Here is a 24,696-nt window from a genome sequence, read left to right as displayed (position 1 = left end):
TGGAAAAACACTCTCTTGTCCATCCGATGCAAAATTAGTGATTCCATCTCAGGGAAAATGGTACTAAGCCGTCAAAGAATAGGATTATATCGACTTCTTATCTTTCCCTACGAGGAAAAAATATCGTGCAAGCCTCTCCGTTCAAAAGCTTTTTCACTATATTTGCCCCCAAAAGCCGAAATACAAAATCTATGAACAATGACATCGACCAAATGCACTTCCTCGTGCTTCACATCGGGGAAGCTTGTTGCAGAGAGAACTGGAACTACAAAAACATCTGTAGCCCGTTCACCCGAATATATTATGTAACGAAAGGGCATGCACAAATCGAACTACCCGACAAAAAACAAGATTTGCATCCCGGGCTTATGTATATCATTCCGGCCTTTACCACACACAGTTACATTTGCCATGGAGAGTTTTGCCATTATTATATCCACATTTATAACGAATCCGACCACGATATTCTGGAAGACTGGGAACTCCCGACAGAAATCCGGACGGAAAACGAAACACTTTCCTACATCCGGAAATTGTATAAACTGTGCCCGGGTTTGGAACTTACGCAAACCGACCCGCAATATTATGACAACAGTCCGGCACTTACCCGCAACATCCTGAAGAACAAACAACGGGAACTGTATGCACGGGTGGAATCCCGTGGCATCATCTACCTATTACTGGCAGAATTCCTGCATCAGGCACAGCCGAAAACATACGTAGCCGATGAACGCATCACCCGGGTTTTGGCTTATATACGTACACATCTGAATGCCAAACCGGACATTAAAGCTTTGGCTGCCCTATCCTGCCTGTCCAAAGACCACCTGATCAGAATCTTCAAACGGGAAATGAAAATGACACCTTTATGCTATATCAACAAGAAAAGGATGGAGAAAGCACAGCTTCGTCTGGTGACGGAACTGACTCCAATTAAGGAAATAGCTTACCAACTGGGCTTTGAAGACCAAGCTTATTTCAACCGTATCTTCAAAAAAACGACGGGACTGACTCCGATGAATTACCGTAAAGCTTATCATAACCAAACATTATAAGAAACAAATATGGAAAAACCGACTTCTCTCTCTGCCCACCGGGCACAAAAGATATTCCGCGCATGGCCCATCCTCCTCGTTTTCTTTCTGGCCCTTCTCACCAGACTATACTGGATACACGAAAAGGAATACATGTACATCGACGATCCGACTTCCGTCAGTCTTGCCTACAACCTGCCGGGGTGGGGAAAGAAGACGTTCGAGGCCGGACATATCCTTACGGGAAAGGAGCTACGCCAACAATGTTACATCGACGACCGCGGGGGACTGGAAGGTTTGTGGGACGATTTGGCCGCATTACATCATGACAATAGGGACGGCTCGCATGCCAGTCTCTATTATATGGCTCTGCGTTGTGCACTGACAGGAGTGGACACTCCATCGACAGATGTGCTAATCCGCCGCAGTTGTGGGTTGAACCTTGTGTTTTTCGGCCTGTCTTTCCTGTCCATGGCACTCCTCTTACGCATGTTATTTCCTGGAAAGACCATGTTGACGACTTTCTGCCTGCTATTGGCCTATATGAATCCTGTCTCCGTTTCAAACGTCCTACAGGCTCGCGAATACCTCATGGCGGAATGGCTATTTGTCCTTTGGGCCTATTGGTGCCTGCGAGCAGCCGCACGCATCCACAACCAACAGACACTTTGGGCACCCGGTACTTTTACGGGTGGGCTTGCCATATCAGCCGCCTTATTGTCATGCGGATACTTCAATGCCTTGTTTTTCGGATTTTCCCTCTTATGCCTTGCTGTGTACAGTTTCCGTCAACACGCTTACAAGGACTTGGGCTTTTACCCGGTTCTGGGCATAGCCAGCCTGCTCGTATGCGTACTCCTTTATGAAGGTTTCTTCAACTTTCTGCATGATGCCCGCGCAACGGAAGTAGCAGATAAGATGCAAGGCGGCGACTGGCTTAGTAACTTGAGGCTTACCGTAATAGGACTGGGCTACATCACCGCCTTGCGCATACTCACTCCCGTATGGGGAACAGCCATTATTCTCTACTTGGTAATCCTCCTTGTCCGTAAACCGAAACAACCGTTCCATTCCCACCGACTGCCGGGCGCATGGCTGTTCGTCTGTGCCATGGCATGGGCCGTAATTGTCATGTGGATGGCCAACTGGAAAGCGACTCGGTATATCAGCCCTTCCGTTCCGCTGTGTTTAGTGGCTGTAGCCTACTATCTCACCTTGGGCTTGCAACGCGTCCCCAAGGTCTTGGCCGGCATATTCGTGGCAGCGTTTATCGCTTATGCATGGTGCGAACGCCCCATGGAATACGTGAATCGCACCTCGGACAGAGAATGGCCGTCACACGCGAAACGAATCTTGCTTTACGGTCCCGACCACGAGGAAAAGAACACCCTTCTCCTTTTAACCCACTTCATCGGTGACAAACAAGAAATCGCCATCGTGGAACACACGACCGACATCCGACATTATGCCGCAGAAGAAGACACAACCGTCTATGTTTACGGCGCAAAAAACAGCCCGGACTTACAAGCCGAGCCGGGATATAAAATGGAAAAAGAGTTCAACGATTGGATGAGCGTCTATACTTTTAACTTTCAATAAGCACGGTCGCGTATGCGGAAATACCTTCTTCTCGCCCTGTAAAACCTAACTTTTCTGTGGTTGTGGCTTTTACAGACACGTCGTCTGCATCAATACCCATCACCTCAGCCAGACAAACCTGCATGGCGGGAATATGAGGTTTCAATTTCGGACGCTCCGCACAAACCGTGGCATCGACGTTCCCCACACGGTAGCCTTTCGTGCCAATCAGTTCCACTGTCTTGCGCAACAAGATTTTACTGTCGATGTCACGAAACTCCTCTCCCGTATCCGGAAAATGATAACCGATATCTCTCATATTGGCTGCCCCGAGAAGGGCATCGCAGATGGCATGAATCAAGACATCGGCATCGCTATGCCCCAACAGCCCCATGGAATGCTCCAAACGTATCCCCCCCAACCATAATTCACGTCCTTCCACCAAACGGTGTACGTCGAAACCGAAACCCACTCTAATCTTTCCCATGATTTACCCTTTACGATTAACGACGACGACCGAACAAATCTTTCATACCGTCCAAATCAAAACCTAAAGTGAAACGCATGGTCTGGTCGAGCGGATTGCTTTGAGCCGTAGAGAATACGTAACCGGCATCCAACGAAAATACACTCATCCGGAAACCGGCACCCACGGTGAAGTACTTGCGGTTTCCCTTGTTTTCGCTCTCGTGATGGTAACCGGCACGAAGCGAAAAGCGGTCATTATATATGTACTCCAAGCCCATGCTCCATTGTATCTCTTGCATTTCTTCCTTAAAACCGTTGGGGGCATCACCAAAACTCTTGAAAATACCGGCAATGGGGGATATATCGTAATAATCCCGCTGTACACGATCCGTATAATCCTGATCGGCTTCGCCTTCGTTCTGTTTCGGATAAGTCGGCACCAAAAGTTTATTGGCATCAGCCGCAATGGAGAACTTATTATACTCATTTATAGGAATGAGAAAATTGACTCCCAAACGCAAATTCGTCGGGATGAATTCGGAGTTGTCGTCTCCACCGTAAGAAATCTTACTACCGATATTACTGATGTTTAATCCGATACCCATGTTCCACTCCCGCGTACGCCCCGTAAAGTAACGGTTCCAATAAAGTGCTATGTCCGCAGCAAAAGCTTTACCGGGACTCGTCTCATCCGAATAATCGTAAGTAATGTCGGAATAAATAAAACGCAAAGCTACAGCCGCCGAGAACGTTTCGCTCAACATACGGGAATAGGCTACATCCACCGACATTTCATACGGACTGATGGTCATGTTATCCGATGAAGACATATCGCTACTCGTAGACACTTCCCCCAAAGAGAAGTAACGGAGGGAAGCGCTCAACGCCTGATAATCACCCAAACGATAGAAACCGCTCACGTATGCCAAGTTAATATCATTGACCAACTGACGTAACCAAGGTGTATAGTTCACGGCAACTCCTGCCCGACCGATACAAAAAGGATATTTGGCCGGATTCCAATACTGCGAACTCACGTCCGGCTCTGTGGCCGCCCCAAGGTCGCCCATCGCACCGCCACGCGCATCCGGCGCAATGGATTGAGAGGTCACACTGGTGGTTACGGGGTTGAACATATTTTTTTTGTCCTGTGCATGTAGGGATAACATCGTGCCACACCACAGGCACAAAATAGCAAACAGATATTTCTTCATACTGGTTTTCTTTCTTTTTCACATGATAAAATAACGTGAGGCTTTTCTATTTATTGCCTAATATAATGATTTTATTCGCACGGGATACCGCCTTACTGTCCGGTGTAGACACAGTAGCCCGATATAAATAGACTCCGGTAGAAAGCGGCATGCCGGTAGATGTCGTCAAATTCCAATTCACTCGGTAAATCCCGTCTTCCGACATCCCCTCTTCCGTATGCGTCCATAGCTTGCGTCCGGCAAAATCGAACACTTCGAGCATAAAACTACACTCCGTGCCCGGACGGTCATACCGCATAATAAACGTAGTCTGCTCACGAGCCGGATTGTTCGTGCAAGTCAGATTTATCAAATCAGGACTAAGGCTGCTGTCTACATTGAAATCCAAAGTCACGGTGGAGGAATTATTCATCACATCCCATGCCCGGAAAGTCAGGGTATGCTTGCCATTCGGCAATGTAGGTATGACGTAAGCCAATTGCCCCCTCCGGTAATCGCCGAAGTCACTTACGTAATCATTATTCAAAATATAAGTCATAGCAGGATCTCCGTCTATCGTAAGCTCCAAATCGTGCCCCACAGCCGTATTAGTCACATTAATCCCACTCTCATCTTCCAACAATGCCACGAAATAAGGTGAAGCGTTAACCGTTCCCCCGGAAATGAAATCCTCACGGTTCAGATAAGCCGTAATCTTCGGCCCCTCTTTGTCTCCGGACAATTCATCACTGCTGCCGCCCACCGTCACATTTTCCGTATACCCATTAGCCTCACGCCGCTTCCCATTGTCGATTGCGTACAACAAAACCCGACCGGTCTCTCCTGAATACTTGATATCCATCGGTACCGGAAACGTAATGGTAAACTCACCCTGCTTAATGGAATCGCTACCGGTATACAAACGTTTGTCACGCGTCACATAAACCACGGCAGTATCCGATTGTCCATCATTGTTCAAACAGGTAATGACACTTTCACTGTCATATACCATTGCAGAAAGCACGCCCGAGTAATCAGGCAATCGGGTACCTGAAGCATCTGTCACATGTCCGGATACACGGGCTATACTTCCCGCCTCAAAATTGGCAAAAGGCAAATCATCCCCGATTTGTGTCCCGTTAATGCTATCTACCACGAGTTTATACTCGGGAACCCCGAGTTTCAAAGCCGGATCGCCCAAAAGGACATAATGGAGTTTATTCACCGATTCGTCATTATAATGTGAACAAATACTATATCCATGATTTTCGCAATAATGCGGTGAAAGCAATTCTACTTTAGCTAAACGAACGGCATCTCCTACTGCATTGCGTCGACCATACATATCTTTCCCCAAAACAGACCTTGTAAAATAACGATTCATCAAACTGTTACGGTCGGAATACACCGTCCGGGTGGTTCCGTAAAAAGCCACGGCCGCTCCTTTTGGGTTCAGCACAGCCCGCTCGCCGATGTTGTCTTCCATCATATCAAAAGGATTCACATCGCAAGCAGCCGTAATCCACAAAGGCAAATTAGGTGAAGAAAAAGAAGAAAAATCAGCCATCTTCAGCACCAACTCATGCGACAATTCACGTGGATTTCCATGCCCCGAATAATTCATCACCAGGCATCCCTCCTCCATCTGTTGCTTAATGTCCGCCGTCACAGCAGGGTAAGAATATCCGGAAGCACCGGCTTCCCTTTTATAAGCATCCCAATAAATACGGTTTACCTGCATGCTGGCATGTTCTTCTTCCACCTGCTTTGCAATAAGTTCGGCTTTCCCGATATGGTCATTGTTGTCTCCATCGTCGCCCATCACGCAAATCACATTTCTCCAAGAGCCGGCGTACTTGTTCTCCATATAATCAACCGTCTTGTCCACCAGAATCTTGGCTTCCGCCTCCGTCGTCACCGGGAAACGGCCGATACCCAAATCTATCTTATTTTTCATCAAATTATCTCCTTCGCCATCATCCAAAAGCCCGAAATAGTCTTCCATCACGAAACTGGAGGTATGGCTGAGAGAATTCTCCGATTCGTAACAAAGCAGATAATCATCCGGATTAAGACCACGCGTGTCGGCCGTTATCATACGGTTGTCCCACATGCCGTCGCCGAACAACAAGAGGTAGCGGGGCATATCGGCATCCGTCGCTGCACGGTCATACAGCATTTTCATAAAACGGCGATAGGCCGTAGCATCCGGTGTCCCGGAAGAGAACTCATTATAAATCTGGTCGGCACGCACGATTTGTACACGCAAGCCATCCACACTCCGATGAGCTTCGGCCAAACGCTCCGCCTGTGCATAAAGTTTACCGCTGGCTGGAATAATGATAACCATGTCGGTGGCAGACGTGGCATGCAGATTCTGATTGGACACCTCGCCGATATAAGAGGGCGATGGAAAATCCGCATTTACATCCACTGCCACATATTCCAAGGTCGGATCGGATACCGGAACCGTATAGGTAGAACCGGACCATGTACCTTGGTATTCCGTCATAGGATTGCCCCTACGTCCCAAACACCACAACTTCAATCCGCTCCTCCCATTGGCATCTATCACAAAATTACTGGGCACAGTTTCCGTATGACGAATGTACAAAAAAGCATCCCGCATTTTAAGCTGCCTGCGGTAACACAACTCAAGATAACCCAAACGGGCATCTACTCCGGCCGTAGAAACCAAAGTGACTTGGGTTCCCGTCGTTCCTTCATGCAAGGCATTCAATGTATAAGTCTGCGTTCCTTCTCTGGCAGCATCGTACTCTCCAGAAGTACCGATTTTTATGGCACTCAACTCTACCCCGTCTACCGTCGGATAGACATAAGCCCCACTCGTATTCGTAGTATGTGCCGTAAAACTCACTTTCAAGGAACCACCCGCAGACGCAACGGGATCCACAACCGGCAACTGATAAGTACGCGAATTAGAAGAGGCGTAATTGGCAGACTCGTAAAAGTTACGTCCCGACTGGTACCATGCGTATTCTTCTTTCTTATACAATACATTTGCCGGCGTGTAATCCAAATTCTTCTGTGGAGAGCCGGACACGGCTGCTTTTTCTATCGTTCTGGGCGAATCCCCTTCCGTAAGAAAATAACAAGCCTGCTTTGCAAAAGTATTCACACGGTGAGTCGCCCGCCCTCTACGGTCCGTGGCCGACCATGAAATCAACCCCTTGCCGAAAAACAAAAGTCCCCGTTCGTCACGATAAAGAGGAACTTCTTCCAAATCGTCAAAATCCGTATCGGCATCTATCACTTCGTCCTGCACATGCCCCCCATAGCCATACAGTTTCACTCGGGAAGGATCATTGAATCCCATCCGCCTCAAATCAGCCGCAGTCAGACGATACACTCCATCTTCCGTAATACCGATTTTCACCCAACGCCCCTGAGACAGCACCGAATTAGAGGCATATCTTTCCGCAGCCGTCTTTCCCGCCGCAACCGACAATGCCCTCGTAAGTGTTTTCGGACTACGGACGATATTCATTTTGAAACTCGTCAACTTATAATATTTCCCTCCACGCCGTACGATGGGGACAAAAGCCACATCCAAAACACCCCTCTTCCGGCTTACCGCCACTTGACAATAAACGTCCGGATTCTCCGGCAAGTCCTTTCCCCATACAGCCACACGCTCTGCTTCCGTTGCGGTCAAACGGACATATTCAGGATAATCCAAACGGACTTCGTAGCGGAAACTACGGTAATCCTCGTCCAAAGGAATCACTTCCGTATATTGGACCGGCAGCGTATCCGGACGCAATATATTCCAATCCACATAAGTAAATTCCTGTGCCCACAAACGTGCCATGCACGCCAGAAGCAAAAATATGGCTGTCTTTAATCTCATTCTTTCACCTCACATTAAAATCCAAAACTTTTCGTTCCTGGATATACCCCTGTAAATGTTGTCCCACAGCTACAGGCCCTACCCCCGAAGGCGTGCCGGTAAACAGCAAGTCACCTATCTTCAGCGTATAGAAGCGGCTGACGTATGCGATAAGTTCATCTACCGCAAAGAGCATATCGCCCGAATACCCTTCCTGCACCGTATGCCCGTCGATATCCAGATGAAAAGGTATCTGCTGGATATCCGGAAGCTCTTCCTTGGACACAAAATCTCCGATGGCCGCAGAGCTGTCGAACCCCTTGCAAAGTTCCCACGGCAGCCCCTCCTTTCTAAACTTTCTCTGCAAATCCCGTGCCGTAAAATCAATCCCCACCGTCACTGCATCGTAATAACGATAAGCAAAACGCGGAGCGATGTTCTTGCCTAACCGGCAAATACGGATCACTAATTCAGTTTCGTAATCACACTGTTTCGTAAAATCCGGGATAAAGAAAGGTTTCCCATCCTTCAATAAAGCCGAATCCGGCTTTGCGAAAATTACAGGTTCTTCCGGTTTATATAACGTTCCGTCAAGCTCTTTATTGTGCTTGGCATAGTTCATGCCTACTGCCAGTATCTTCATGACTCTATTTTCTTTTAAATTATACTGCAAAAATACAGATTTATTTTCTACACCCGCACGCCTTAAACCTAATAACGTTATTTTAACGAAAAAAGAGCAGGACAATCCGTCGGGATGTCCTGCTCTTCCTCTAAAATATATTTGCGTATGAAAAATTATTCGGCACGCAAGGTAAAACGCTTGAAAGCTGTCACCGTACAATCCTTGTCGGCACCCTTCAAATAGTCTGCCACGCTGATCTTATCATTCTGAATGAAAGCCTGCTTCAACAAGCATTCTTCCTTGAACAGCTTATTCAGACGTCCGGTAGCAATCTTCTCAATCATATTCTCAGGCTTGCCCTCCTGACGTGCTTTATCAGCAGCGATTTCTTTCTCCTTGGCCAATACGTCTGCCGGATAGTCGCGTTCGTCAATCGAACGAGGATTCATGGCTGCAATCTGCATGGCCACTGCGTGCCCAAATTCCTCAGCCACTTTCTTGTTCAAAGCAACCATGGTACAAAGTTGGTTCTTGTTCTGATGGTTGTACACAGCGATGTCCTCACCTTCAATCACCATATAACCGTCCAACTCCATTTTTTCTCCGGTGATACCGCTACGGTCAACCACAGCATCTGCCACAGTCGCCTTACCCATCGGCAAAGCCTTCACCTCGTCCAAAGTCTTGCATTTGTTAGCTACAGCCAAATCAAGAATATCCTTCGCCAGCTTCACGAAATCTTCGTTCTTGGCTACAAAGTCCGTTTCACACTTCAAAGCGATAATCGCACCGAAACCATTCTCAGCCTTTACCAGCACACAACCTTCTGCAGCCTCGCGGTCTGAACGCTTAGCAGCTACGGCCTGACCTTTTTTACGAATGATTTCCATTGCTTTCTCGATGTCATTGCCAGCTTCTTCCAAAGCCTTCTTGCAATCCATCATACCCGCTCCCGACATTTGACGGAGCTTGGTAATATCTGCCATTGTAACAGCCATAATCTTATCTTGTATTACGTGTGATTAAATCAATTATGCTTCAGCTTCAGCCGTCTCGACAGTTTCTTCCTCTGCCTCTTCCGACTTCTCTACACGAGCCTTAGCCGTACGTTTACGGGGTTTGTTTTCCGCCTCGCCAGCAGCCTCCACATCCACTTTTTCTGCCTTACGTTCTTCCAGACCTTCAGCAATAGCCGCACAACAAGCTTCGAGTATCACCTCAACACTCTTGTTTGCATCATCGTTTGCCGGAATAACGAAATCGATGTTATCAGGATTTGAGTTCGTATCTACGATAGCAAACACAGGGATACCCAAACGGTTAGCTTCGCGGACAGCAATCTGCTCTTTCAATACGTCTACCACGAAAAGTGCAGACGGAAGACGAGTCAAATCGGCAATAGAACCCAAGTTCTTCTCCAACTTGGCACGTTGGCGGGAGATCTGAAGAATCTCGCGCTTTGACAAATTGGAATAAGTCCCGTCAGCCGTCAACTTATCGATATTGGCCATCTTCTTCACAGCCTTGCGGATGGTCGGGAAGTTGGTCAACATACCACCCGGCCAACGTTCGATTACATAAGGCATGTTCACAGCCGCAGCTTTCTCAGCTACGACCTGCTTAGCTTGTTTTTTAGTAGCAACGAACAAAATCTTCTTTCCCGATTTTGCGATTTGTTTCAAAGCCTCTGCGGCATCGTCGATTTTAGCCACAGTCTTATGGAGGTCGATGATATGAATACCATTACGTTCCATAAAGATATAAGGAGCCATTGCCGGATTCCATTTTCTTTTCAAGTGGCCGAAGTGGCAACCAGCTTCCAATAAGGTATCAAAATTAGTTCTTGACATTGTTTTTTCTTTTTTAATCGTTTACTTTCTTTTTTGTTTTCTCAACCAACCCACAGGTAGTCCCTAAGAATCCCACGGGTTTAGATACTAAACGTTTATGCAGCTCGATAAACGGCCGATATTAACGTTTACTGAACTGGAATCTACGACGTGCTTTCGGACGACCCGGCTTCTTACGTTCAACAACGCGGGAATCACGTGTCATGAACCCTTCTGCGCGAAGTGCCTTCTTGTCGTCAGCATTGATTTTCACCAACGCGCGGGCGATCGCAAGACGCAATGCCTGAGACTGGCCGGTAAAACCACCGCCGTATACATTCACCTTGATGTCATATTTTTCTTCTACACCCAAAGTAGACAGAGGCTGCTTTACCACATATTGAAGAATTGTAGAGGGAAAGTACTCTGCAAGGTCTCTCTTGTTAATAGTAATCTTTCCTGTACCCTCGCTAACATATACGCGAGCTACGGCGCTCTTACGTCTGCCTAATGCATTAACTACTTCCATCACTTATTATTTATACAGGTTTATATCAATAACTTTAGGTTGCTGTGCCTCGTGTTTGTGCTCGCTGCCGGCATAGATATACAAATGACCCAGCAACTGGTCTGCCAAACGATTCTTAGGCAACATTCCCTTTACTACTTTTCTCACCAACTTATCCGCACCGTTAGGACGAGACATCAAACGGGCCGGAGTCATTTCACGCTGACCACCGGGATAACCTGTATAACGGAGATATACGCGTTCCGTCCATTTCTTACCGGTCAACTTCACCTTGTCTGCATTGATAATAATCACATTATCACCGCAGTCCACGTGAGGCGTAAAGTTCGGCTTATACTTACCTCTTAATAATTTTGCCACCTTAGAGCCGAGACGACCTAATACTTGGTCTGTTGCATCTACAACAACCCATTCCTTCTTCACGGTCTCCTTATTGGCCGAAATGGTCTTGTAACTTAAAGTATTCATTCTTTAATTTAAAAATAAAATTGTTACTACTAAAAAAACTTTAAATTCCTTTTTCTGCGATTCCCTAACCACCCTTCCAGGCCAATGAAAGAGCTATTAACACGCAGGTTCTAAGACTTTTATCGTCTTTTTGATAATAATCGGCTTGCAAAATTACTACTTTTCAATCAAACGGCCAACAAAATCCACAAACTTTTTCTCCCTTTCTTAGAGTTCAAGGCGCATGATATAATCATTCATATAGAACCCGTTACCGATATCGAAATCGCCTTCACGGTCGATGCGCATGCCCATACGGCGATAAAAACCAAGCGCAGGATTTTGCCGGTTCACGTTCAGCTCTATCGCCCGCGCCTCCGGACAAACCCGTCTTACATACGCCACGGCATGACGGAACAAGGCACTTCCACAATGGCACCCCTGAAAATCAGGCAAAACATAAATTTTCTCCAGATGGAACACTCCGGCATCCTCCGGCCGCACAGACACATAACCGGCCGGCTCTCCCTCTACATGAATAATAAAATAGACATGACCTTCCTTCGTCATCTGGCGGCGCAAGCTGGCTTCGTCATACATCCAGTGCATCATATACTCGATCTGCTCCGGCGTCAGTATGGCCTGGTAAGTCGGCGGAAAAGCTTTCCAAGCCAAGCGGTTTATCAAGCCGCAATCTTGCGCGGTAGCTTCCTTAATGGTATAATACATAATATCAATCTCATTGAAACAAATTATCAGGCTAAAGTTACTGATTTTTATGATTTGCAAGAACGTTTCCATGAAGAAATTGTGCCTATGCCCCAAAAACATCGGGCGGAAATCATAATGATACCTCGGCCAGCCCGTGCCGACCACGTGCATTCCCCGACGCAAAAGGGTACGTTCCACGGCCGAACCCGGACAGCAAACTTCAAATTGACAATATGAAAGCGAAACCAACGTTTCAAGTTACAGAATAACCACAGAAAGCCATTTTGAAAAACCGAAAAGCCATGCGAAAAGCATAAATCAGCGGCTGTAAGCCGCTATTTCGCATACTTTTTTTAAGACTTCAGGGACGTTTTTTATATTTGTTCACCAAAAGGTTGCGATTTTGAAGCCGGAAAATTTATCGCGTGACGGAATCAACACTTTTTTTCTCCTCATGCCGACGCGACGGCATGCGCCTGTCGTCGGAAAACGCTACTGCCAACGAGGCGGTGGATTGCATAAAACACCGCTTTTTCGTCTAATCGGAACGAAACGGCATACCAAACCGTGCTGTCATTTTGTAAACCCGGATAGCCGAAAAACTCCCGCTCCGCATTCCACTTTGCGCAGGAAACGCACTTGTACCCGTCACAATATCGGAAAAAACAGGCAAAGGGCATACATTCCGCTTGCGCGAAACGGCGCGAGAATCGCGTATTTTCCACCGGACTCTAACAAAGACACGGATAATCGAGCCACACAAGGTCGGAATTAACAAATTGACATTTTGGTATATCACTTCCGGATAATCCTCCGAACAGACGAAAAACACGGCTTCGCCCCCGCACCTTACGAAAAAGACGAAAGGAGGGACATGAAAAGCGGCCATCCCCGCCCCTCCTTACCCGGGACGGGAATGGCCACCCGATACGCAACGGCCGTCATTCATCAATCAAGTCGAGCGTAACACTGCGCAAGGAACGCAAATTAACCGTCTCCCATTGCGTATCGCCCTTGAAACGGTATTTGTACTTGAAATCGAAGCGCTGGCGCTTTTTCCCGCCATATACTTCCGACAAACTATACTCACCGTAATAATCCGGACGGGAAGCATCCACGGGTGCCACCTCTATGGAATCCTCATCGTATGGACGCATCGTCAGGCTGTGGTCTTCGTTCACCTGAACGATGATGCCATTCTTGCGAATCACATCCGCGTCCGTCTCATAGCCTTTGATTCCCGCAAATATGCGGAAGGTGTTCTTCGTCAGAGGATGGAAGGTCTGAGACGCCGCCGCCTCCACCTCGTTCTCCCCGTCCTTCCGGGTCGTACCCGTGGCATTGTAAATGGAAGCCTCGTCGCTACGGGCATAAAGGTTCTTCATATAAACACGGTAAAGCACCTGGCTCTTGTCCGGATTCACCGAATAAGCCGACACGGAACGGATGCGAAGGGGAATGAAGTAAATGCTGTCGGGAGAAAGCCCTTCCGGACGGACACGGATGGGCATCGTGTCATAGGTGTCCGCACTCGAAGCCTTCAGCGTCACCCGCATCTCGGGAATCGTGTAGTAACGGGAATCCAGTTCTTTTGCATACTTCTCTTCATCTATGTCATACTTCGACTTGTTGTACTGTGCCAGCACCTCCGGAGAATATTCCATCACCACCTCCACGTCACGGTCGATATGGAGCGAGCCGCCGCAATTGACGGATATATATCCCGTGCTCTCCGGTTCGTTCAAATCGTGCATGCCCGTAAACACAAGGTCGTCGTCGCTGATGATGCAAATCACTTTCTGACCCATTTCCTGACCGAAATCGAATGTCTCGCAGGAGGTCAGACCGAAAGATAAGGCCATATAGAGTATACCGGCCTTCTTAATTATCGTTTTCATCTGGTTCATCTGTTTTTAAGGTTTGTAAATACTAATCGCTGTAACCGGGATTCTGGTCCAGCAAGGGGACTTTACGCAACTCAGACTTGCTGATGGGCAGGAACAAGAGCCGCTTGTCCACCACGCGGTCCCGGTAGTTCCTTTCGTTCACGACCGTACGCTGGTAGAATCCGCCGTTCTTGTTGGCCTCTATGTTCAAACCCATAATCGGCTCGGAATCCTCGTCTTCATAAATGCCCCAACGGCGCACGTCGTAGAACCGGCGGCCTTCGCCCAGGAACTCCACCATGCGCTCACGCTTGATTTGCTCGAAAAGCTCGTCGCGGTCGTTCAGTTCAGCGGCCTTCAGGCCCGGAAGCCCGGCACGGTAGCGAACCTGGTTGAACGCCGAGGCTATCTCGTTGACATCACGCGAAAGCATGTAAGTCTCACCCGAAGGCAAAGTGACGGAATGGGATGCCGTCAGCTCGTTCAACGCTTCCGCATACGAGAGCAGGATTTCAGCATAACGGATGATGGGGAATCCCTTTTCGTAACGTTCGTTACCGTCCCCCTTCCACGCATCGTACGAAGAGATATACTTCTTTATCACGTATCCGGTGGGAGTATAGTTCTCTGCCGTGGTATTACTGGCATATTTGTTGGCATTCCCGTCCAAGCAATATTCCACGACCTGGTTACGGACATCATTCTGTGTCGTCGACAACGCGGGCCAGTAACACCCGCTGAATCCCACGCAAGCATAGAAGCGCATTTCACGGTTGGCGTACATCTGCCAGATGCCGCCCTCCAAATGATAACCCGAGAAGTCCCTCGGCCCGTCGGTAAAGTCGTTGGGCCCTTCTTTGTAGTCGCCGTCCGCACGCGCCTCTTCTATCGTACGTCCGTCGTCCATACGGTAAGCGTCAATCATCTTCTGGGTCAAACCCATGCCATTGTAACCGCCCATAAACTCGGGGAACGACTGCTGCGTATAGGCCGAAACCTCACCTGAGATACGCCCCCAAATCACCTCGCTGTTGTTCTTAAAGGGTTCATCCCCCGTAAACATATAGGAATAGGATTTGAAAGGGTCGATGCCTCCGGCACCACTTGGAAAGTCTGCCGTCGGTACGCCCTCCGGCAAGTCCGGTGTACTTTGGTCTTTTTTCACGGTGAACAATTCATACGCCTGCATGTCCATCACACGCTTGCAAGCTGCGGCGGCCAAAGCATATTTACGCTCGTCATAATTCAGGTTCACATAATTCGCCCCGTCGTAACTACGCTGCCATTTGCCGAAATATTTCCGGGTAACCAATGTCCCATTAAACAACGGGGAAGCTGCATGAAGCCGCACACGGGCTATCAAAGCATACGCTGCGCCCCGTGTGGGACGCTCGAACTGCGCCATCGAACTCCGCACGGGCAAATAAGCCGCAGCCGTCTCCAACTCCGAACAGATGTATTCCACCGTCTCGTCATACGTGGCCCGATAATTATTGTACGCTATCCCGTCCAGATTGCTCTCATACACCTGGTCACCCACCAATATAGCCGGACCGCAGTTCATCAGGATATGGTAATAAGCATAGCCACGCAGAAAATGGATGTAACCCGTATAATTGCGACGGTCGGCCGTGGTCATGTCCTGACATTCGTCCATCCGTGACAGCATGATATTGGCTTTGCGGATAATCTTGTACATGTCGCTCCAGATGTTCATCCCCCGCAAGTCATCGGGAGTGACATATCCCAAAGTGAAGGCAGAACCCCGGAATATGTCCGTACTCATCACGGTAAAAATGTCATCTCCGGCCGTAATGCCCGGAGCATACTCATGACTGAAAATCTTACTCTCGTCAGGCAACTGGGCGGCCGCGCCCCATAAATAAGCCTCGAAATAACGTTTGTTACTAAACACGGAATCGTATTTCAACGTATCATCGAAATATTCATCCACATCCAAGTAATCACACGAGAACGTCATACCCATGACTGTCAGGAACACGCTTCCTGCCAATATATGATTGAATTTCATTTTCATTGCATTCTGTTTAGAAGTTAATATACATTTGGAAAGCATAGCGTGCCGGAATGGGGTAGGCCGTCCCATTATAAGCAGCCAGCTCCGGATCCCAGTGCTTGAACGGGCTCCATACGCATACGTTAGAGGCTACGAATTGGAGGTCGAGCGAAGAGACGCCGACTGCCTTCAATATCTTTCCGGAAGTGAAATTATAACTCAGGTTTATCTCTTGCAAACGCAAATACCGGGCGTTGGTTTTCCAGAATGTGGAAGCCTGCACACTGTTATGGTCGTTACCGTAAGAAAGGCGGGGGAACATGGCATTGGGATTCTCCGTGGCCGGAGTACCGGAAATCTCACGGGGAGTCCAACGATTCCCCTGATTGGCCGTAATGGCCAACACATTTCCCGTGGTTCCCGTGCCAAATGGCAAAAATCCGGAGCCGCTTTTCCAATAATCAACGACATAATTCTCCACATTTCCGACGCCTTTGAACAATAGTCCCAACGTCAGCTTCTTCCACCGGAACTCCGCACCGAAGCCATACATCAAACGCGGATAGTTCGGGTTGCTGGACAAAGGCACCTGGTCGTCAGAAGTAATCACTCCGTCGCCGTTCACATCTTTGTACTTGATGTCGCCGGGCAGAACTTTACGTCCTGCGATACTGCTTTGATCAGGACTGTACTTCACATCGTCTTCGTCGCGGAACAATCCCAACGCGATATAACCCGAGTAGAAATTATAAGGTTTGTCCGCCTTTTCCTGATAGACATATTTCTGGAAAGCCTCTTCCCAAGTCTTCACCATATTGGCCGTATAAGTGAAGTTTCCACGAAGCGTCAGCGTGAAATCACGCCCGAAGTCCTGGGTATAGGAAATATTTCCGTCCGCACCGAAGCTCACCATGCTGCCCACATTACCGTACGGCTGTTCCACCAATCCCACGTAGTCGGGCACCATCGTGCGCTGCTGGAAGATGTCGTCACGACGGTCGCGGAAGAAATCGACCGTAAAGTCCACCCGCTGCCCGAAGAGCTTCGCATCGATACCGAGGTCCAACTTGGTGGCCTTTTCCCATTGAAGGTTATCGGCACCGATGGAAGACTCCGTCACACCTTTGGAACCGTTCCACCCCGCTGAAGCATTCTCGTTCATAAGCGTCAGGTAAGGGAAACGCTTGTTGGTTATCTGGTCGTTGCCGACCTGACCCCACGAACCGCGTATCTTGAAATAATCCAACCAAGGCAAATGGTCGCGGATAAATTCATAGTTGGTGGGAATCCACCCTAAAGCCACGGAAGGGAAGAAACCGAAACGGCGACCTTTCTGGAAATTCTCAGAACCGGTATAACCGAAATTCAAATCAAGCAAGTACGTGTCCCGGAAACCGTAAGTGACCCGTCCGGACAAACCCTGATAACGCTTGGGAATGTTGTGCATGCTGTTGGTGCAATTATATCCGTCTATGTCACACCATGAATTTTGATAGTCACTCATATAATAATAAAGCAATCCGCCTACACGATGGTCCTTCCCGAAAAGACGGTCGTAATTTATCGTGGTTTCAAAGTGCAACTTATGCCATTGGGATTCCTCATTGCTATAAGAAGCTGTTTGAGAATCCACCACTTTACGCATAATCAACGTTCCGTCTATCGTACGCCCACTGGCATAATACATTTCAGGCAATACCTTACGCACCTCTTTAAAATACTGCTCCGTGTCGTATGCCAGTTGCGCCCTGACCTTCAGTCCCTTTGTAATAGCTGAAAGGTCTTGTGTTACGGCCAACGTCACCTTGTTGGTGAAACGACGCCACTTCGCCGTACCGGTATGATTCAGCATGACGTAAGGAGAATACTCGTTGTTGGCGCCCCAGGCCGGAAGCTGCCCCGTAGAGTATTGCAAGGGAATGGTTAAAGGAGTCAGCGTCCGCTGCGCTGTCCAAAGTGCGTCTGTAGACACGTTTCCCGGCTCAGTCTTTTGAGAAAGGTACCCTTCAGTTCCCAAATACACCGTAGTCGTCTTGGTCAAATCCACATCGATATTACTACGGTAATTATAGGTACGATAGGCCACGTCCGCGCTGTACTTCGATTTTTTGTCTTGCTTGTAAGCCGCCTGCTCGTTCGACATGCCCAGACTGAAGAAGTAACGGGCCACGCTGCCTCCACCCCGTGCGTTCACGTAATAAGTCTGTTGCAAGGAATTGTGCTTCAGGATTTCATCACGCCAGTTCACATCCGGATAAAGGTCCGGGTCCAACTGGTATTTAATCAAGTCCAAAGCCATCGGAGAATACAGTTCTTCTTCCCCACGGGCCAACCGGGCCTCGTTGGCCAACACGGCGTAGTCGTATGCCCCCAGATACTCCGGCATTTTTTGCAGGTGGGATACCGTGAGGTTGACACGCCCCGTAATTCTCAATTTATCCGCCGTACCGCGCTTCGTCGTGACCAATACGACACCGTTCGCACCTCTCGATCCATATACCGCCGTAGCCGAAGCATCCTTCAAGACGGAGAAACTCTCGATATCCGCAGGGTCTATCTGGCTCAAGTCACCCTCCAAACCGTCTATCAACACCAAAGCACCTTGGTTGGCTCCGAACGTGCCGATGCCGCGAATCCAGAAGTCCGAGATGTTCTTTCCCGGCTCGCCACTGGTCTGCAACGAAATGACACCCGGCACGCGGCCGCCCAACATATTGGGGATGGAAGTGGCCGGTACCTGAAGGTCCTTCACATCCACTGTGGTTACCGCCCCCACAAGGCTGACCTTACGCTGTGAGCCGAGACCGACCACCACAGTCTCATCCAACGTATTTTCAGACGGACGAAGGTTTACTTGCAGATTCTGCATAGCCGTCTTCTTCCCCACGCGAATACTTTCTTTCTCATACCCCAAAAAAGAGACGACCAACACATCGTTTTCTTCTGCGCCTTTCAGAGAGAACTTTCCATCCATATCGGTCACGGTACCCACTCCTGCACGGTCTTTCAAATATACATTGGCTCCCGGAATGGGTAACTTAGTCTCGTCAAGCACTACACCCGACACCGTAATTCCTGCTTCTTTTTGTGTCTGCCCGTGCAAACCGATGCCCAAGCAGCATAATAATACGACAATAAAAATATGTTTCATGATGATTCGATTTAAAGAAACCACAATTTTATTCTATCGACAACTGGCGTACGCAGAGGTTGTCCTTGTCTCCGACGTAAATGATCCCCTCGCTGTCGATGGCCAGTCCCCATGGCTGCGTGAACAAGGCCACGTCGGGCGTGCCGTCCTTATAACCGCTCTTACCGGGAATACCGATTACCGTGCTCACTACACCTTCCGGAGTAATCTTCCGGATGCAGTTATTTTCGGAATCCGCGATATAAAGGTTCTCCTCTTCATCCAACACCAACTGGCGCGGACTGTGGAACTGCGCATCGGATGCCAAGCCGTCGGCATGCCCGGGACGCCCCTGCATACCGGCATATATCTTGAAATTCCCCTCGCGTGTCGGGTCTGTAATGTCCTCGAATATGGCAATACAATGCAAGTTGGTCAACGCCATGTAGAGTTTCTTAGGATCCTTACGTCCAAACGTCATATAGCAGTCGGACGAGCCCAAAAGGTCGTTGTTGCCCGTGTCCAACACCCAGGCATTACCCGTATCCGCATCTATCTTCAGGAAAAAATTACTGGCGTCCTTCCTTCTGCAATAGAAGTAGCCATCCAATTCACAGTAGGCAAACGAATGTTTATACACTGTGTTCACTTTGTCGGCATCCTCCCCTTCGGCAGCCATATAGTCACGCCTCTTGGGTTGCCAGAAGTCTGCCGAATGAACCATCCAGTAAGTGTTGTTTTGGTCCGTCGGTATCACCAACCCGTTCCCATGGTCTATCACACAAGGTTGGTTGAGAGGTGCTTGCCCGGCATTGTCTATAATAATCGAAGACTGGTTGGTCTCCATGCTAACCATAATCAGTTTGTTAGCCCCCCAAAGTTCGCGCGGAGCCACAAAAAGGTTGTCTTCGGCATCCACGGCCAGAAAGCCCATTTCTCCCTTGAATTCCGTCTCACCCAACGTACCGACCTTAGTCTCTGTCGTACCCGGACGTCCACACAACGTAGATACGAGGGTCTGTATGTGGTAATTGAATTTCTTATCGTAAGTCGCACTTTGCTCCCCTACCTGCACCGTAATGTCTACTTGGTCGTGATCCGGGTCTCCGTCATCCGGCATGCCGTCACCTGGACGACGTGGAGTAATCACATAGAGTTTGTCGCCTAAAGAACCGATGACGGCTGCCTTTTTCTTGTTAAAATACACTTGAATGTTGTTCAGATCCGTCCCGAAGTTACTGCCGTTCAGGATCATCTGCGTGGCTACACCTCCCGAATCGGGATAGAAATCGGTCACGGTTACCGGTACATTCGGGTCGTACACTTGCCCACGTGCCTCATCCTTGCAAGAGGAAGCCATGATGCAAGCCACCATGCAGCCGGCCATGCCGGAAAAGACCAACGTCTGTTGGATAAAGTTCCTTTTCATAGTCATTAAATTAATTTAGATTGTTTAGACCGTTTAGATTGCTCTGATCGTTTTATATATCACTCGCCCACAAAGGTGAAACGAAGATTGCGGAAATTCACTTTTCCGTGGTCTCCATCTTTCCCCAAAACAAACTTCACCGTGTGTTTTCCCTCCGTAAAGTTTATTTGGGGCTGGTTCTCCGGATACGTCTCATGCTGCCATTTATAAGCGTTCCAATCGTTGTCGTCCTGCATGAACACATAATCCGTAGACACGCCGTCTATCTCCAAGGAATAATAACCGTTCCGGCCCTCATTGTTCACTGCGCGTTCGAGGTCGAAGGCGTAAGTACCCGCATCTTGCACATGGACCGTATACATGAGCCATTCGCCGTGAGAAGTATAACCGACGTTGCCTCCGGCTTCCAAATCCACGCCCGGACTATTCACGTCTCCCTTCTCCGCACGGTAATTATTACCGGAATTATTGCCGGGGTCATCATCGTGGTAGCCCACGCCCTCGCCGCCTAAATCGAAGTTGAATGCGTGAATCACACAAGGAGTGGAAGATGTCAGTACGGCACGCAGGTCTTCAAAGACTTCCAACCTGTCGGGCCCCACGGTAAAAGTATCCACAGCCCCCACCTCGGGAAGAGCACGACTGGTATAAGTCAAATCCGAAGAAAAGTCGTACAAATAGGTATTCGTCTCGGAAGCCGGAACTACCTTCTCCACTTCATCGCCTTGTGCGTTTTTGTAGTTCAGCACACAATCACCCGGAATGTCTTTCCACTGGATGACAAGCCCGTTACCGAAACGCGTAGCCACCGCCACACCACGGTTCCGCAACGCTGACTGGTATTCAGCCCCATAGACATTGGCCGAAACTTCCACCGGGTCTGACACGTTACCGAACCGGTCTATGCAAGTCACGGAAAAATTATGAGCATCTTCATCCAAACCCTCGTAGAAGAACTTAAACACGCCACTCTGCCCATCCACCACATGCTCCATGGAAGTATGGTCGGTCACGCATTCCACCTTCACGGTCTGAACATACTCATTGTCTATGACGACTTCGAATTGGACTCTCCCTTTCCCGGCATGAGCTTGCACGCTTTTGGAAGCGGGTGCCTCTACATCTACTTCCACATATTCCTTATTATCCCCGGAGGACACCACAATCCTCGTGTTTCCCTTACTTTTTGCGGTGACCATCCCGTGAACATCCACATCCGCAATTTCCGGGTCCTCACTCACCCAACTGAACGTGCTTTCCGTAGGACTTGCCGTCAATTGGCGTGTTTCCCCGCAAAAGAGTTCCAATGAACTTTCATTCACATAAATCACGTTTTCCTCATTGTGTTCGATTTCCACCTCGGAACAGTTGAAGAAACATGCCATGCAACACAACGCAAGGCATAGCTTGGATACTTCATACCAATGTCTTCTCATAAATGTTTGTTTTAAGGTTGATTTTTGTGTTTTCTTTATCTAATACGCAAAATTATTCCTTTTATATTTTATTCATATTGAACAAATCAGGCAAAAATTTGTATTTTATCGACATCTTTTAATCTATTTTTATTGTTATTTTAACACTATATTATATCTGTCCAAATACAGACTCGTTGGCGAAAGTTCTACACGTTTCCCCTTTTCCGAGGTGAAACCTCGGTGAAGACTTCGAGGATAGAACATTCACCTTAAAGCATTGATACAGAAAGAGTATGAAAGAAGCGAACCTTTTTAAGGAAAAACTTTTCTGAAGGAGACGGAAGCGAACGGAAGCCTATCGGAATCTCCCATCCCCTTACATTTACCTGATTTTACAAAAGGAAAAGAGCGGAAAACGTGGGTCTGCACATCCGTAACGGACAAGAAAGCCCGCCATCGACACCCACTCTGTCAATGACGGGCCATCCACAATATTTCAATACCATACCGGAATGAATTCATTCCAGTATAAAAAGATATCAAAAAGCTTCGGCAAACTGGAACACAAAACCTGCGGTCTCTTTTCCGAAACCGTAATCCAACCGGATATTCACATTATGCTTGAACTCCAACCTCACCCCCACCCCATAATTGGGTAGGATATTCTCACCCATCAACCTATCAAAAGACGGGAAGACTGTTCCGCCGCCGACCCAAGCCACACATCCGACACGACTGTAAATATGCTGACGAAGTTCCAATTGTACGGCAACTTGATTATTGTCTATGTAACGTCCTCCATAATATCCACGCATACGGCTCGACCCGCCTCCAAGCTCCTCGCGCAAAGCCCAAGGCACATCGTTCCCGTTGAATTGACCGTACAAATCAAGGGCAAACACACAGCCCTTCCACGCCCTTTGGTAATAGTCGAAAATCAAAGTCGTAGCAAATATGTCTTTCCCATGCGAACTTGCAAAGCCGGGATAATAGACTTCTTTCACCATGAAATAAACTCCCTCCTTCGGGTTCAATATGAAATCCCGGGTGTCATACGACATGGAAGCACCGATTCCGGTAAAGAAATAAGAGCTTTTCTGCCCCTCCAAATAAGACGGACTTATCACATCTGAGGCTTTCGTATAATTCAAATTAAGAGCCACGCCTATATGGAAATCCTTGGCCAGTTTGTACACATAGTCCGACTCCCATTTCACGAACTGCCGCTTATAAGCCGAAATGGGATTCAAGCTGCACGCATCAAAAGATATACCCCAGAAATCCAAATTCTTGTTTTGGAACTGCAATAGGTAAGACAAACGAGTTCTATTCCCTTTAAAATTATTGTTCCCCTTTACAGTTATTCCATAAAAGCCTTTTACCGCCATACTTCCTGTCACAGAGAAGTCAGACGGCTGCATGGTGGAATCCCTGCGATCCAAACGGTATAATCCCGTTGCACCTCCACCGATGCCCACGCCTCCCTCACGGGCATAGCAAGGTGCCACAGCATAACTCATATCGACTTTCTTCTCATAAGTACGGTCCACATTCCCGTTCACAAGACTATTCCAATACTTCTTGAACTTGTTTCCTCCGGATTCTTGCGCAAAAGCCAAAGACACACTGCCTAATAGCAGAACTATTATAATCAGATTTTGTTTCATCGCTTTTTATAAAGTATTGCGTTATCTATTTTCCAAAACGGTAAGCCACTCCGACGCTTATGGCATGGGGATGGATTTTAACTTGGCTGCTGTTGGCATCAAGCAGGTTGCTTATGCTGGCCTTATAACTTGCGTTAATTTGGAAACCGGACACGAATTCATATCCGACCTTTGCCCCAAAACCGCTATTCGACTCTTGAAAGGCCGCCAGCCCCGTACTCCCGTCCTTTTCATAAAGGTCTGCCTCCTTCCCTCCATGCTTGAACTTTGCATCGAAACCGAACTCCGTATAAGGGCCTATTCCGACTTGCAGACAACCGCCCCTTGAAAAAGTATAATGGTACATGGCATAGACCGGTATTTCTACTCCCCAATAAACCAAGTCCCCACACTGGCTTCCTTGCTCAAACTCGGAATTTTTATAATGGAACAACATCTCGCCTTGTACTGAAAACGACCGTATAACACCCAGATTCAAAAATCCCCCAAGGGAGAATCCGGCCTTCATGACGTTATTCCCATCTTTTATCCCGGAATGGAAAAAACCGGATAAGTTGCCTTCCAATATTGCCCCTCCGGTAAATACTATGTTTTGCTTTTCCTGAGATGGGGTTTCAGACACCGTTATTGCCTCAGATTGGGCACAAGTTGTACCGACACAAACCAACGCGAATACAATAATGGCGAAAGTCCGTTTATTATTCATCTGCATCATTTTTAAAACGATGCAAAGGTACGAGCTTTGTAAACTGCAACAAAGTCCTTTTCATTGAATATTGTTTTCATTCAGGTTGAACATGACATTTGTTTACTGCAAAAAGCGGAATTTTTGTACAAATGAAAAACACGACGGGGTTTGGATGGTTACGGTACAAAAATAGACAA

At 48.0% G+C, this 24,696-nt stretch carries 18 protein-coding genes; 2 read left to right on the top strand and 16 right to left on the bottom strand.

Features of this window, described 5'->3' with window-relative positions:
- The first annotated feature begins 191 nt into the window (after positions 1-191).
- Positions 192-1,055: an AraC family transcriptional regulator gene (locus HMPREF9441_RS14310; protein WP_008622449.1), complete on the top strand. Its 864-nt coding sequence runs from the start codon at positions 192-194 to the stop codon at positions 1,053-1,055.
- A 9-nt stretch (positions 1,056-1,064) separates the two neighbouring features.
- Complete coding sequence (locus tag HMPREF9441_RS14305) at positions 1,065-2,633, top strand: hypothetical protein (protein WP_008622448.1); 1,569 nt, start codon at positions 1,065-1,067, stop codon at positions 2,631-2,633.
- Here the strand turns inward: HMPREF9441_RS14305 and ispF are convergent.
- The 16 genes from ispF to HMPREF9441_RS14225 all read right to left on the bottom strand — a co-directional run bounded on the left by ispF (position 2,620) and on the right by HMPREF9441_RS14225 (position 24,517).
- Positions 2,620-3,099 carry a 2-C-methyl-D-erythritol 2,4-cyclodiphosphate synthase gene (gene ispF / locus HMPREF9441_RS14300; protein ID WP_008622447.1) on the bottom strand — a complete coding sequence of 160 codons (480 nt, stop codon included), beginning with the start codon at positions 3,097-3,099 and terminating at the stop codon, positions 2,620-2,622. The genes HMPREF9441_RS14305 and ispF overlap by 14 nt on opposite strands.
- Positions 3,100-3,115: 16 nt before the next feature.
- Positions 3,116-4,294 carry a type IX secretion system outer membrane channel protein PorV gene (gene porV, locus HMPREF9441_RS14295; protein ID WP_008622445.1) on the bottom strand — a complete coding sequence of 393 codons (1,179 nt, stop codon included), beginning with the start codon at positions 4,292-4,294 and terminating at the stop codon, positions 3,116-3,118.
- A 46-nt stretch (positions 4,295-4,340) separates the two neighbouring features.
- Positions 4,341-8,144 carry a type IX secretion system sortase PorU gene (gene porU / locus HMPREF9441_RS14290; RefSeq protein WP_008622443.1) on the bottom strand — a complete coding sequence of 1,268 codons (3,804 nt, stop codon included), beginning with the start codon at positions 8,142-8,144 and terminating at the stop codon, positions 4,341-4,343.
- 4 nt (positions 8,145-8,148) lie between these two features.
- Positions 8,149-8,766: a fumarylacetoacetate hydrolase family protein gene (locus HMPREF9441_RS14285; protein WP_008622441.1), complete on the bottom strand. Its 618-nt coding sequence runs from the start codon at positions 8,764-8,766 to the stop codon at positions 8,149-8,151.
- A 155-nt stretch (positions 8,767-8,921) separates the two neighbouring features.
- A complete protein-coding gene (gene tsf, locus HMPREF9441_RS14280; protein WP_008622440.1) occupies positions 8,922-9,746 on the bottom strand; it encodes a translation elongation factor Ts in 825 nt (274 codons plus the stop codon).
- A gap of 33 nt (positions 9,747-9,779) precedes the next feature.
- Positions 9,780-10,598, bottom strand: a complete 819-nt coding sequence (gene rpsB, locus HMPREF9441_RS14275; RefSeq protein ID WP_008622439.1) for a 30S ribosomal protein S2 — start codon at positions 10,596-10,598, stop codon at positions 9,780-9,782.
- A 121-nt stretch (positions 10,599-10,719) separates the two neighbouring features.
- Positions 10,720-11,106 carry a 30S ribosomal protein S9 gene (gene rpsI / locus HMPREF9441_RS14270; protein ID WP_008622438.1) on the bottom strand — a complete coding sequence of 129 codons (387 nt, stop codon included), beginning with the start codon at positions 11,104-11,106 and terminating at the stop codon, positions 10,720-10,722.
- Between the two features lie 6 nt (positions 11,107-11,112).
- Positions 11,113-11,574, bottom strand: coding sequence for a 50S ribosomal protein L13 (gene rplM / locus HMPREF9441_RS14265; protein ID WP_008622437.1), 462 nt, complete (start codon positions 11,572-11,574; stop codon positions 11,113-11,115).
- A gap of 207 nt (positions 11,575-11,781) precedes the next feature.
- Complete coding sequence (locus HMPREF9441_RS14260) at positions 11,782-12,282, bottom strand: GNAT family N-acetyltransferase (protein WP_172634979.1); 501 nt, start codon at positions 12,280-12,282, stop codon at positions 11,782-11,784.
- A 923-nt stretch (positions 12,283-13,205) separates the two neighbouring features.
- Entirely contained in the window at positions 13,206-14,162 is a 957-nt protein-coding gene (locus tag HMPREF9441_RS14255) for a BT_3044 domain-containing protein (RefSeq protein WP_244949789.1), read from the bottom strand.
- 31 nt (positions 14,163-14,193) lie between these two features.
- Positions 14,194-16,182, bottom strand: a complete 1,989-nt coding sequence (locus HMPREF9441_RS14250; protein ID WP_244949797.1) for a RagB/SusD family nutrient uptake outer membrane protein — start codon at positions 16,180-16,182, stop codon at positions 14,194-14,196.
- Between the two features lie 16 nt (positions 16,183-16,198).
- Positions 16,199-19,318: a SusC/RagA family TonB-linked outer membrane protein gene (locus HMPREF9441_RS14245; RefSeq protein WP_008622430.1), complete on the bottom strand. Its 3,120-nt coding sequence runs from the start codon at positions 19,316-19,318 to the stop codon at positions 16,199-16,201.
- Positions 19,319-19,346: 28 nt separating this feature from the next.
- Positions 19,347-20,726: an IPT/TIG domain-containing protein gene (locus HMPREF9441_RS14240; RefSeq protein WP_244949788.1), complete on the bottom strand. Its 1,380-nt coding sequence runs from the start codon at positions 20,724-20,726 to the stop codon at positions 19,347-19,349.
- Between the two features lie 59 nt (positions 20,727-20,785).
- Positions 20,786-22,162 (bottom strand): DUF4998 domain-containing protein, encoded by a 1,377-nt coding sequence (locus HMPREF9441_RS14235; RefSeq protein WP_244949787.1) that lies wholly within the window; start codon positions 22,160-22,162, stop codon positions 20,786-20,788.
- A 521-nt stretch (positions 22,163-22,683) separates the two neighbouring features.
- The gene (locus HMPREF9441_RS14230) at positions 22,684-23,811 is read right to left on the bottom strand and encodes a BamA/TamA family outer membrane protein (RefSeq protein WP_008622423.1); all 1,128 of its coding nucleotides are present in this window, start codon (positions 23,809-23,811) and stop codon (positions 22,684-22,686) included.
- A 25-nt stretch (positions 23,812-23,836) separates the two neighbouring features.
- The gene (locus HMPREF9441_RS14225) at positions 23,837-24,517 is read right to left on the bottom strand and encodes an outer membrane beta-barrel protein (protein WP_244949786.1); all 681 of its coding nucleotides are present in this window, start codon (positions 24,515-24,517) and stop codon (positions 23,837-23,839) included.
- Between the last annotated feature and the right edge of the window lie 179 nt (positions 24,518-24,696).

Origin of the sequence: Paraprevotella clara YIT 11840, from assembly GCF_000233955.1 — a bacterium.
Lineage (GTDB): Bacteria > Bacteroidota > Bacteroidia > Bacteroidales > Bacteroidaceae > Paraprevotella > Paraprevotella clara.
Note: the sequence above shows the minus strand (reverse complement) of the source record. Positions and strands in the feature narration are given on the sequence as shown.